This is a genomic window from Myxococcales bacterium, assembly GCA_022184915.1.
In the GTDB taxonomy this organism is placed as follows: Bacteria; Myxococcota_A; Polyangia; order Fen-1088; family Fen-1088; genus JAGTJU01.
Genome location: JAGTJU010000001.1, coordinates 1,142,266 through 1,153,977, shown reverse-complemented (window position 1 = coordinate 1,153,977; position 11,712 = coordinate 1,142,266). Strand labels below are relative to the sequence as shown.

8 protein-coding genes are annotated in these 11,712 nt (G+C 67.0%); 4 read left to right on the top strand and 4 right to left on the bottom strand.

Translation table 11 applies throughout. The features are described 5' to 3' along the window. Positions 1-2 precede the first annotated feature (2 nt). The 4 genes from KA712_04770 to KA712_04755 form a co-directional block, all read right to left on the bottom strand. Positions 3-1,055: a Gfo/Idh/MocA family oxidoreductase gene (locus KA712_04770; GenBank protein ID MCG5052253.1), complete on the bottom strand. Its 1,053-nt coding sequence runs from the start codon at positions 1,053-1,055 to the stop codon at positions 3-5. A 37-nt stretch (positions 1,056-1,092) separates the two neighbouring features. Then, on the bottom strand, positions 1,093-2,070 hold the full coding sequence (locus tag KA712_04765; GenBank protein MCG5052252.1) for a zinc-binding dehydrogenase: 978 nt from the start codon (positions 2,068-2,070) through the stop codon (positions 1,093-1,095). A gap of 31 nt (positions 2,071-2,101) precedes the next feature. Further along, on the bottom strand, positions 2,102-3,265 hold the full coding sequence (locus KA712_04760; GenBank protein MCG5052251.1) for an NAD-dependent epimerase/dehydratase family protein: 1,164 nt from the start codon (positions 3,263-3,265) through the stop codon (positions 2,102-2,104). A 328-nt stretch (positions 3,266-3,593) separates the two neighbouring features. Next, positions 3,594-4,460 carry an NmrA family NAD(P)-binding protein gene (locus tag KA712_04755; GenBank protein ID MCG5052250.1) on the bottom strand — a complete coding sequence of 289 codons (867 nt, stop codon included), beginning with the start codon at positions 4,458-4,460 and terminating at the stop codon, positions 3,594-3,596. 135 nt (positions 4,461-4,595) lie between these two features. Between KA712_04755 and KA712_04750 the strand changes: the two genes are divergently transcribed. The 4 genes from KA712_04750 to KA712_04735 all read left to right on the top strand — a co-directional run bounded on the left by KA712_04750 (position 4,596) and on the right by KA712_04735 (position 11,709). Beyond that, positions 4,596-6,893: a sulfatase-like hydrolase/transferase gene (locus KA712_04750; protein ID MCG5052249.1), complete on the top strand. Its 2,298-nt coding sequence runs from the start codon at positions 4,596-4,598 to the stop codon at positions 6,891-6,893. A 79-nt stretch (positions 6,894-6,972) separates the two neighbouring features. Beyond that, positions 6,973-10,290, top strand: coding sequence for a hypothetical protein (locus KA712_04745; protein ID MCG5052248.1), 3,318 nt, complete (start codon positions 6,973-6,975; stop codon positions 10,288-10,290). Next, positions 10,259-10,606 carry a hypothetical protein gene (locus KA712_04740; GenBank protein ID MCG5052247.1) on the top strand — a complete coding sequence of 116 codons (348 nt, stop codon included), beginning with the start codon at positions 10,259-10,261 and terminating at the stop codon, positions 10,604-10,606. Before KA712_04745 ends, KA712_04740 begins: the two co-directional genes overlap by 32 nt. A gap of 5 nt (positions 10,607-10,611) precedes the next feature. Next, complete coding sequence (locus KA712_04735; GenBank protein MCG5052246.1) at positions 10,612-11,709, top strand: ATP-binding protein; 1,098 nt, start codon at positions 10,612-10,614, stop codon at positions 11,707-11,709. Positions 11,710-11,712 lie beyond the last annotated feature (3 nt).

The following is an 11,712-nucleotide window of genomic DNA, read 5'->3' as shown; positions in this document are numbered from 1 at the left end:
GTTCAGACCGCCTTCATGCGGGCCCCGGCACGTTCGCGTGTCGGCCAGGTTTTGCGGGCCGTCGCGTAGATGTCGTCGACCGCGCGGCTCGCCTTGACGTATCCGGCCCCATCGCGAAACTGGCTCGCGCCGTGGGCCAAAGCCTCGATGAACTCGCAAAGGCCACGGCCTCCCCAGTCATCGGGCGGCTCGCAGAGACGGGTCGAGCGGGTCCCCTCGTGGTGGTCGGCAACGAAGTCGTAGAACGACCCGCCGACGTTGCGAAAGGACGCCGCGCCCCGGGTACCGAGGAACGTGCTCTCGATCTGGGCGTCGGCCCCCACCGAGGCGCGCCACGAGCACGACAGCTGGGCCACAGGCCCACGAGGTCCGAAACGCAGACTCGCGCTGGCATAGTCTTCCGTGTGGGCACGGCTCTGCAGCGGCTTTCCACCTGAAAACACGCAGGCGGCCTCCACCAACACCCCCTCGGCGGCGAGGGCCCATACGGCAAAATCGACGAGGTGAATGCCGAGATCCATCAGACAGCCGCCCCCCGAGAGGGAAGCGTCGCAAACCCACGGCTTGTCCGGCCCATACCCGTTGTGAAAGACAAGGCTCGCAGCGTAGATCGAGCCAAGCCGCCCCGATTGAACGAGCTCGGCAACCGCGCGCCCTGCGCGGGTATGGCGGTAGCAAAAGTCCACACTCAACAAAAGATTCCTGCGACGGGCCACGTCGACCACCGCTTTTGCTTCTGCCGCACTACGCGCCAGAGGCTTTTGACAGTAGACGGGTAGACCCGCTTCCAGGGCGCGGGTCGCCTGCGCGGCGTGAAGGGCACTCGGGGTGGCGATCACGACGGCATCGAGCCGCGCTTCGAGCATCTCGTCGAGTGACCGCGCCACGAGAGCCCCTGGCGCCAGAAGCTTCGCTTCCGAGATGGCATCGGCCGCGCTATCCGCGAGGCAAGCCACTTCGGCCACACCCGAATCTACGGCAGCGCGCAACCGCATTCTTCCAATCCACCCAAGGCCGATGAATCCCAAACGCGGGCGGGCGTGTTTCGTCGTCATGTCGAGACTCCAGTCGGGGCCCCCAGGGCCTCGTCAATCACACGGATGCAGCCATCACCACGTTGGCCTTCATGAACCCACGCGGACGTTCGACGAGCAGGTCGAGAGCGTCCGCCAGTCGCGCCATCGGCAACCTGTGGGTGTAAAGCTCATCAGGGACCAGGGTGCCTGCCTCGACCGCCCTGACCGCCTTGACGAGCCCCTCCACATAGGAGGCCGCCGCACGCGTGTGTGCGTTCACGATCTCGAGCGCCCGCCAGTTCCACGCACAAAGGTCCACTTGCCTGCCACCATCTTGATGAAAGCCCGCGATGACGAGCCGCCCGCCTACCCTGCAAAGACGGGTGGCCAGGTCGAGGGCGGCCTGGTGCCCTGCAGCCTCGATGACCACGTCAAATGCCTCGCCACCGACCTGGCAGACCGCCTCCTCGACCCTCTCGGCATCGCCCCCGAGAGTCGCCGAGTGGCGGGCGCCCATGGACTCGGCCACGCCCAACGCATGGACTCTTCGCGAGACAGCCACCACTTCGGCGCCCGCACGACGGGCCAGCTGTACGAGCAACGCGCCCAAGAATCCAACGCCCACCACGGCGACTTTGTCGCCCTCTCGAATCCCGCTGCGAGCGAAGATGTTCATCACGCAGGCAAGCGCCTCTCCCGGGACATCGCGGCCCCGCAGGCTCGGGGGCAGAACCACGACGTCCGCGGCGCGGGCCAGGTCAAACTCGCCGAAGGCGCGGTAGGAGAGCATTGCCACGCGATCCCCTTCCTTGACGGTGCGCACGGCCTGCCCCCGAGCCACCACATGCCCCCAGCCTTGGTGTCCCGGCGCGCCGGCTGCCATCGGGTACTGGAACCAAGGACGGCCTGTCCACGTGGGGACGCTCGAGCCACAGACCCCACACCCTTCGAGACAAACGAGCACCTCGTCGGGCTTCGGACTTGGCACCGCCGCCTCGCGCAGTTCGACGTGTCGGGGTCCTTCCACCGTGGCAGCCATCATCGACGTCTTCATGCGCAGGCCCTCCCGATCAATGAGCGCTTCGTCATCGGGCCCTGGCCAGACGGTGGCGCTGCTCTTCACCGCGCGCCTCGAAGTGGGGTTCGATGCCCACCTCGTTCTCCTTGAGCCAAGTGTAAAGAGCGCGTAGCCCCTGAAGCACTCCGACCGCGGGCTGCCACCCCGTGGCGCGCTCGCATCGGCTCGTATCCGAGATGTAGTAGCGCTGATCGGCGAATCGCCAAGGAGCCGTCAAGAGGGTGAGCCTGTGACCCACGATGGTACTGATCTCCAGAAGCACCTCCATGACGCTCGCCGCATTGGCAACCCCGCCGCCCATGTTGAAGGCACGTCCCGCGACGACGTGCTGCTCGCGTTCGGCCGCCAGGCAGGCCCGTACGAGGTCCGAAACATAAAGCAGGTCGCGGACTTGTTTCCCGTCGCCAAGGATCGTGACCGGCTGATTCTGCAAAGCCTGAATCAAGAAGTGCGCAACCCACCCCTGGTCTTCGGCACCGAACTGATGAGCCCCATAAATGCAGCAGGGGTTGGAGAGTGTCTGGCGTGGCCCGTACGCATTGAAGAACCGAAGCGCCGTCGTCGGGATCCGATAGGCCTCGCCCACGAGAAGGCACATCTTCTCTTGGTCGTACTTAAACTGTGCATAGATCGATTGAAAACTTACCGGCTTGTCTTCGGGTGTCGGGACCGGAACGAGCGCCTCACCGCTGGAGTCGATGGGATCCCACTGGCCTTCCTCGAGCCGTGCGGCCAAGCGGCTCACGAACTCCTGAGGTTCTCCAGCTCGCGTCTCGTACAGACCTTCCCCGTAAACACTCATGCTCGAGGCCACGATGAGACGCGACGTCCGCTTTTGCGTGAGCGTCTCCAAAAGGACCGCCGTCCCCAAGGCGTTCGTCCTTACGTAGTGCTGTATCCTGTACATGCTCTGCCCGACGCCCACGGCCGCAGCGAAGGGAACGACCACATCCACGCCCCGGAGGGCTCGATTCACCTGCTCGGGCACCGAAATGTCTCCGAAGCTTCTTTCGACTTTCCGTGAGAGATAGCCAGGCCAAGCGCCAGAGTCTCCGTGCACCTGGGGATCGAGACAATCGATCACCCGCACTTCGTATCCGTTCGCGATCAATTCGTCAGCCAGGTGCGAGCCGATGAATGCTGCCCCGCCGGTGATCAGAACCTTCGCCATGACTCCCGGCTGCACTGCAAACGCGAGACCACACGAGAGCTGCCGACCCGAACCGCATCCGTTTCCTGTAGGGATCGTGCGAAAGGCCAACGATGCAGGCCAACTCCTTGATAACCTTGAGGCATCAGCGGTCTGCACCTCCCGCTCCTCGAGCGTAACGTACAGTTTCCGCCCGGAAGCGAGGTAGCGACGATCGGCACCTCGCGTCCGCACGAGTCATCGAGCCTCACGGCCGAATCGCGAGCAGGGCCTGTCGGAGCGGCGCTTCAAGGCTTCATCGATCGTGTTCGCACGCCTCCGGTGATCTGAACCGGAGCACGAGTCGCCCTTAGCGACGCCACACGCCGGCTTCACGTCGAACAAAGCTGGCAAGCGGTGAGGGTGCGCGCCCCAGCAGGTTCGCCAAGGTGGGATCCACGTATTCGGCCTGGCCTCGTCGCAGACCCACGTGCAGGATAGTCTGCACCAGAATCTGCATCGCGGGCAGCTTGCGCCGCCGCCGTAAATGCCAGGCGTACCCGAGAATCGAAGCGGCATCGTAACGGACGGGGCGACCGAGCGCCTGGGTCAAGAGCGCAGCAACTTCGGAGAAGCTCACGGCTTCACCTCCGGTGAGCGTGTACCCGGCACCTCGATGTGCGTCTGGAGCGCCGAACACGATCGCGGCCACCTCCCCCAGATCGGCCGCGTCCACGAAGGCGACACGGCCCGCGCCCGCGGGGACGTAGAGGCGATCGTCCTCTGCGATGTCTCGGCGGTAGGCATCCGTGAGGTTCTGGCTGAAGAATCCTGGACGCAAGATCGTGTGAGGCACTGCCCCTTCGATGAGGTGCCGTTCCACGGCGTGATGGGGCACGATGCGGTTGTTTTCGGCGCCCGCCACCGAAAGGAAAACGATGTGCGCGAGGCCCTGGCGTCGGCTTTCGTCGATGAGCGGCAGCAAGGTCGTTCTGACGTTTGCGATCGCGGGCGGGCGCATCAAGAAAAGCGCCCCCGCGCCCGCAAGCGCCGGGCCGAAGGTAGCCGGGTTCTGGTAGTCGAGCGCCACCACGTCCAAGCCGGCGGGCAGCCGCTTGCGGGCCCGCAGCGGATCGCTGGCGGTCGCTCTCACGGGAAGGCCTCGCGCCACACAGGCGCGAACGACTTCGCCACCCACGTTGCCCGTAGCCCCGGTCACCACGATGGGACGTACCATCGCTTGAGCGTAGCAACCGCCCATCGCGGAGCCACAGCGCGTCTCAGTGCCTCGCCGGCCACGATGACGAGCTCCTCGGCGCCTGGGGCGCCCTCGACGCAAAACCTTGCCTTGTGCCTCTGCGTCCCTCGCTTCATGCTGGGCGATCTCCTCGCTTCATCCATGCCGCAGACCGACGCCCCGACGTTCCCCCGTCCCGAACTGCCCGCGCGCGGGGAAAACCGTCGACGTGCAGGGGCCCTCGCAGGGGTGGAATTCTTCGCATGGTTCGCCACCGTCATCGGTGTGATGGCGGCCACGGGACGGGTCGCTTCAGCCACGTACCGACGACCTCAGAGCGACGGGATCGGCGTTTGGTACGCGGCCGCGATCTGGCGGGACGTGGTGGAAGCTCTGCCCTACCTGGCCATCGTCAGTGCGCCCATGTGGCTGGGGCTGGGACTGGTCACGGCGGGGCGCAGGGGGGGACTGACCGGCGCGGGGCCGAGGCGGCTGTTGCAAGCTTTGCTCGGCATCGTCGCGCTCGTCACCTGGCTCGCCGCCGTGAGCTTCGCTGAGTTCCAGATCGAGCGCGGCTCGCTGCCGGTCTGGCACGACATGATGGGGGGCATGGATGCGGCCTTCGTCACCAGCTCGCTGGGAAACGTCGTGTATCTTCGCTATCTGCTTCCGGGCGTCGTGGCCTGGCTGCTGATAGGCGTGGCGCTCGTCGCCTTCGGACGTCGGTGTGCGGCGCGCCCCCCAGCGCCCTCCACTTGGAGCTTCGTGCTGGCCTTCGTTACCTCCTGCACGGTCTTTTCGCTCGCCACCCATCCGGTTCATGCCCCGCGGGTGCCGTTGCCGCGGATGCTGGTCAAAACGGAAGGCGTGACGAGCCCCTTCGGCCGTTTTTTCGGTAGCGCAGCCGTGGCGCTGACGGGAGGGGCCACAGAGCCACGGCAGATCCTCGCCGAGGCAAGCCTCCCTGCGGCGCTCGCACCCGAGGGCGCGCACCTTTTGGGTCTGCCCTTTCAAGACACCTCCCGCGCCTGCCAGCCACATCCTTGGGCCGCGCCTCTCGATGAACCATCGACAGGCGACCCGTCCTCGATCAAGGAGGGCATGCGACGCATCGGCGAGGCGCTGTGGGCCGAGGGACGGGGCGCTCCCAAAGAGTTGCTGCTGTTTCAGATCTCACTCGAGAGCTTCCGGGCTGCCGATCTGACGGCGCTCAACCCCGCCGCTCCGCGCGGGCTCGCGCCCTTCATGAACGGACTTTACGAGGCGGCACGGAAGGGAAGCCGCTCCGTGCTCGCCGCGGGGAATTTGTGGCAAGGCGGGGTTCGCACGAGCCAGGGTCTCTCCGCCTTCACGTGTGGACTTGGCGCCTTGCCTCATGGCATCAGCCTCGTGCGTGATCTGGGCGATGTGCCGCTACGTTGCCTCTCCGATGTCCTGGTCGATGCCGGCTTCGAGGCCACGTTCGCTTACGGCTCACACGCCCGCTTCGACAACATGGACACGTTTCTTGGGTTCCACGGGTTTCGCCACTGGCTCACCCAAGACACCCTGCCTCGAGGGCTGCCCCTTGGAGAATGGGACGCCGTGACGGATCGCGCGCTGATGGCGCACACCTTGACCTCGCTGGCGAAAGCGCCCCCCAGGCCTGGGCTCGTATTGCTGATGACGTTGTCGAATCATTCGCCCTTTCAGGCGCCTCAGGATCTGCCCCCCGACGTCGAAGCGCGTGTCGCGCACGCGCTCGCAGAGCGGCCCAATCTGGCGCGCAGGGAGGACCATCGTCGGCTCGTGACTTACGCCTACAGCGACGTCGCAGTCCAAGAGTTCTTCGCGCGGCTCGACGCCACGGGGCTTTCGTCCCGCTCGATCGTGGTCCTACACGCCGACCATGCCACGGGCGAGCGCTTCGTTTGGCCGCTGCCCAACGGCAAAGAGGGCAAAACGAACGAGGCCAAGGGGCGCATACCCTTTGTCGTCGTGTTTCCCGAAGCGCTGACCGCACAGGCGGCGGACCCCGAAAGCCTCCGCACCGCCTTGCGCACCACACAGCAGTCATTCGCCACCCAGCCCGTTTCACTCAACGATGTTCCTCGCTGGTTGTTGGCGTTGTTGGCGGCTCACCCCGACGTGCGCAGGTTGCCCTCCCCGTGGCGCTGGCACACCCTGGGAGGGATGACGGCAAGTCCGCACTTCTCCTTTCCCGGACGACAGGCGCCGCGCCTCTTCGGCATCAACGGACTCAATCAACTCTTCTTTCTCGGTGCTGAGGGCGCTCTCGTAGGTCAGCTGGAAGACGTGATGGCGCTCTCGCACCCCGAAGAGCTGCACACGGCCACGCAGCCCCTCTTCCCGGCAACGGTCCTGTGGTCCGGGTTTCTGACGGGCCATGCGCAGCGGTGCCCTGAGCCTCGTCACATCCGCATGCGCCCTTGAAGGCCTCGGTCGTGGCCCTCCCGGGCGCAAGTGCTAAAGTAGCGCCGTTTTCGTCAGCCCCGTCGGCTCCAGCGTATTCATGAACAATCTCGCGCAGCTTCGCCCCCGGTTTGCGGCACCGGCCGCTCACGTCTCTCAACCGGCGCTCGTTCTGGCGGGAGCCGCGTTGCTGCTGGCCATCCCCCTTCCCGCCCGCGCCCAGGGACCCAAGCCTGCCGAGGCCGCGCCGTCGTGCAACGCCGAACGCCGAGAGATCGCACGAAGGCAGGAGCAGCTCGAGTCCTGCACCCGACAGCGGGCCGTGTTGGAGCGCGACGTGACCGAGTGTGCGGAAGACCTGCGCAAGTCCGAGCGGGCCTACAAAAACACGAGCGCCTCACTCGAGGCCGCGCTCGACGAACGCACCGCCCTGTGCACGGCGAGCGGGTCGCTGGTCCTGAGCGTTCTCGACGGGCGCGTGCCTTTGCCGTCCATCGGCTCGTGCACCTCGGAGGCGGCATCGAAGCAGCTCGACGATCTCGTGCAAAGCTGGTCGGAGGCCCGCGCGGCGCTTGGCCAGTTCGCGGCCTGGTCCGCGGGGGAAACCGATGCCTGGCCTGCCCCGCCCTCGCCTGGCCCCGGCCCAGCCCCCACGCTGAGACGGCTCATGGGGAGCGGCCGCTCGGAAACGCTCCTGCCCTACCGGCGCTTGCTGATCGAAGCGGTTCGCCTGGTGGCGCCCAAGCATCTCAAGCAATTGCGCAGCGCGGGTGGCAGTGCGCTCGACGGGTGGTTCTCTTCGACGGCCGAGCTTGACGAGAGTTTCGTTTCGGAGGCCGAAACCGTCTTGGCCGCCCGGGGTGCGGGTCTTGGGCCTCGGCAATCGGCGGCGTTGCGCCTGGTGCAAAGCTTCGAGGACGTCGTTGATTGTGAGGGCCGCGCCTTCTTGCGGGAGTGTAGCCGTGCCCGCAAGCTGCGTGCCTTCCTCGAGAGCAGCGCGCCGCTCATCGTGCGCCAACGCGTGCAGGAGATCTGGCTCGACCCCTGCGCCGAGCTCGAGCGCAAGGTGGTCCACGGCTGGCTTCGAGATCTTCCGGCCTCACCCGCGTCGGTCGCGGACGCGGACTGGGACGACATCATGGGGACCGTCTACGACAAGCTCGTCTCCTGCTACCTGGCCGAGCCTGACTCCGAGGCGCAGCGCTTCGCCCAGTGGTTCGCCGAGCGGCTTCCCGAAGCCAAGGAGCTCACCACGCGAGGGCTCCGCGACGTGGACGGCCTGCGCGCCCGCTTGGCCCCTGGCAGTCCTCTGTCGGAGTGTCTGGAGACCGTGCACGCGCTGCGCACGCTGCCTGTGCCCACGTCGTGTGCCCTGCCGGAAACCGTGGCCCAGCGTCTGCGCGACTGGTTCACCCACGCTCAGACCGCGGAGGCCGGTGCCGAAGGGACCGTGGCGCAGGCCTGCGCACAGTTCGTCCGGGCGCTGTGGGCGGGCGACGACGCCCGTGCGCTCGGCTCGTACCCCGGCCCCCCCACGGCCCAAGCCCTCGTCCGCGTGAACCGAAACACGGCCTTCCGGCCCACGCGTACGCTGCGGGTCCTGTGTGACGCCCGGGTGGGACTGGCGCAGGACTTTCCGGCCGCCTTGCGCCACGTCGGCAGCGTGGCCCGCGCCGCCGGGGAGGACCTCGCGGAAAGCCCCTGGCGGCTCGATGGCGGCCAAAGCCTTCCGGCCGAAGCCGTTCGTCACGGAGAGGCCCTGGTGCCTGTGTCGTGGGCCACGCGCCGTCTGCGCGGCGAGGAGGCCTGCGACGCGCTCGGGCTTCCGGGGCAAACCTGCCGCGCCTGCCGGCAAGGCAGCCCGCAAGATGCGCTCCGCTACGACTGCGTGTTGCTGAGCTCGCTCGAGAGCCGGTGGCGCAACCTTCAGCGTGTGGTTTTGGCCATGGCCCTGGGGCTCGTGGGTCTCGTCGTGAGCCTGTTTTGGGGGCTACGGCTCCTGGGCGCCCTGCGCGCCTTTGGCCCGTGGCGCCGAGAGCTGCGCGGCCACCTCGTAAGCATGGGGCTGCCCGTGGCAGCCACCACGAGCCGCTTTTTGTTCCCTTCACGCATGAGTCACCTCAGCGTCAAGCTGCCTGCAGAGGCCGCGTGGGAGCGCTGGGGCACGACGGCTGTGATCACGCGCGCGGAGCCCGGTGCGCTCGTGAGCGCACGGGACGTGACCCGCGCCGCCCTGAGCGCCCGTGCCGAGGGCGCCGAGTTGGCCATCCTCTGCCATCAGGAAGGCGCGTCGCCCGACCTCGGGGCCGTGCGTGCCATCCTGGATTGGGCCGCCCGGGGCCCGCGCAAAGCGATGCAGATCCTGCCCCTGTCCGTGGAGCGCTTGCGTTGGATTCGTACCAGCGACGACCTGCTCGACCTCATCGAACAGACCTCACTGCGCGGCAATCCCTTCGAGGTGCGCGGACGGCTCGTGTCGTCGAGCCAGTTTTTCAACCGCGAACGCCTGGTCTCGGGACTCATCTCCGCCTGCGAGGCGGGGCATTGGACCATCGTCACGGGACTGCGCCGCTTTGGGAAATCCTCGCTCGCGCTCGAGGTGGCAAGGCGCCTGCAAGGCGCCTACGCCTACGTGGATCTGGCGGGCTTTCACCACGAAGTGTCCTCGACCGACGACCCGTCCCGCGTGGCCGATGGCATTCTCCGCTACGTCTGCGAGCAATTGCACGGCTCGGCGCTCAAGGTCCATGGCGCCGCCGTGGAGCGCGACGTGCCCGCACCTCCGTCTCCCGGCGACAAGCTCGACGCCGGGGCCCTGTCCCACTGGATGCGCAGATTGGTCTCGGCCTGCCGCAAGGCCGGCGGCGATCGCCCCGCGAACTTGCTCGTGATCCTGGACGAGGTGGAGCAAGCGATCGGCGTGGGTCCTCATCGCATCGCCCACGCCGTGGACGTGATCTCGGTGGTGGTGGGTCGCCTCCGCGCGGTCCTGAACGATACCCAGATGGTCCAGGGAGGCGATCGCGTGGGGGTGTTGTTCTGCAGCGCCCTGCATCCGCTGCTCTGGGCTCCGCTCACCACGTTGTCGAACCAATCGCTGCTCGGCGCTTTCCCCAGCGTCTTCGTGCCCAGGCTCCCGGTCGAGGCCGCCTTTGCGATGATGCGGGGCCTCGGCGCCCGCCAGGGGATCCGCTTTGCGGATTCGCGCGCTCGAACTCATCGTGCAAGAGGCGCAAGGGATCCCGATCCTCGTCCGCCGCATCGGCTCTGCGGTCCTCGAGCTTTACGATCCCGAGCGCGCGCGTCAGGGCAGCCTGGGCGCCGTGGAAATAGGCATCGAGGGCGCCACGGCCGCCATTCGGCGAGAAGAAGAAGATGGCGCGCCCTTGCGGGTCTGGGTGGAATCCGAGATCGCTGACGCTCACAACCCCGCCGGCGTTCTGCTGAGGGATCTGGCACGGGCAGGCCGCATGTCCGTCACCGATCTGAAACGCAAAGCTGCGCAGATCACGCTCTCACAGTTCGAAAGCTCCGGCATTGCGAACCTGCTCGGCCCCGAAGAGTCTCGACGGCGGGCGGCCGAGGCCGCGGGATACATCGTGCGCATGCTGGGAGAAATTGGCATCCTGGAAGCACAAGGCGGTCAACTGGATCCCGAGGCCTACGTGTTCCCCGAATCCGTGGTCCGTCGCATTCTGGCCACGACACGCCGCGACTCCCTGATGGGCTTTTGAGCTTCATGACCACGCCGCGCTCACCTTTCACCCAGGATCCTCTCGCCGCCGACGATCCTCGCTTCGTCGTGCGGCACCCAGGTGTCCTGGAAATCGAGCGCCTCTTTCCATCCCCGGTCACCGCTGACAAAGGCAGCGTGGCCATCGAAGGCGGGGTTTCGATCGTCGGGGGCCCTGGCATGGGCAAAACCAGCTTGCTTGCCCAGCTGGCGGCCAAGCTGGATCGGGATCGGCAGTTGACCACGGCCACCGTCACCTTTCCGCAGCTCCGCGACTACGCCAGCGAAGAAGGCTTTTACCCCTTCGTGGGCCAGCTGGTGACGAGGATCCGCGACGCCCTCTTGGCCTCGCCTCGCCTTCATGACCCGCTCCTCGCGCCTGTGGCGGGGGCGCTCCAAGCTGCGCCTTCGTGGGACGGTCCCGCGCCCGAGACCATGACGCCTCGCGGATTCGAGCGCTTCATTGGCCCGCTCGCACAGGCGGCGCAGCGCACGCCCGGCGTCTGTCTGCTCTTCGACGACGTCGATCCCGTGACCACCGCGCCTTGGAGGGGCCCCTTCATCTCGGCCCTGCGCTTCGTCTTTCAGGCGTCCACCGGGATCACCCCCATCTACGCGCTGTGGACCTTGTTCGGAGACGAGTCTCTTCCCGGCTCGAATTACTTTCGCAACGTCACACGTCCCGTCTTCCTGGAGCCTCTGGCCGAGGATCAGGAAGGCGCCCGGCAGGCGCTCATCGCCAGCCTCGACGTGCAGCGGGAGGACACACGCCGCGCGCTCGCCCATCTGTGGGGCGGTCATCCGCTGCTCCTGCAGCAGGGGCTGAGCGCCCTCGACGAAGCGCTTGTCACCCCCGAAAGCCGCGCGAACCTCACACCTGAAGGCATCGATGCCGCGCTCGGGCCCGCCCGTGTCGATGCGCAGCTCGCGCTCGTGCGGTCGCTCTTGGATAGATCCATGGGCCTTCCGGCGGCGCTGCGTGAACTCGCACAGAGCCCCGTTCCCTTCAACAAGCTGCCTCGAGGCCTCGTGGCGTCGGGCTTCGTCGACCGCACCGACGACGGGCTTTCCTGCCTGCCTCCCCGCGTGGGGGCGGCGCTCTAGAGT

Bases quoted from the DNA above. Each gene is read 5' to 3' on its own strand.
- KA712_04770 (MCG5052253.1), bottom strand. From the start codon at position 1,055: ATGACGACGAAACACGCCCGCCCGCGTTTGGGATTCATCGGCCTTGGG.
- KA712_04765 (MCG5052252.1), bottom strand. From the start codon at position 2,070: ATGAAGACGTCGATGATGGCTGCCACGGTGGAAGGACCCCGACACGTC.
- KA712_04760 (MCG5052251.1), bottom strand. From the start codon at position 3,265: ATGGCGAAGGTTCTGATCACCGGCGGGGCAGCATTCATCGGCTCGCAC.
- KA712_04755 (MCG5052250.1), bottom strand. From the start codon at position 4,460: ATGGTACGTCCCATCGTGGTGACCGGGGCTACGGGCAACGTGGGTGGC.
- KA712_04750 (MCG5052249.1), top strand. From the start codon at position 4,596: ATGCTGGGCGATCTCCTCGCTTCATCCATGCCGCAGACCGACGCCCCG.
- KA712_04745 (MCG5052248.1), top strand. From the start codon at position 6,973: ATGAACAATCTCGCGCAGCTTCGCCCCCGGTTTGCGGCACCGGCCGCT.
- KA712_04735 (MCG5052246.1), top strand. From the start codon at position 10,612: ATGACCACGCCGCGCTCACCTTTCACCCAGGATCCTCTCGCCGCCGAC.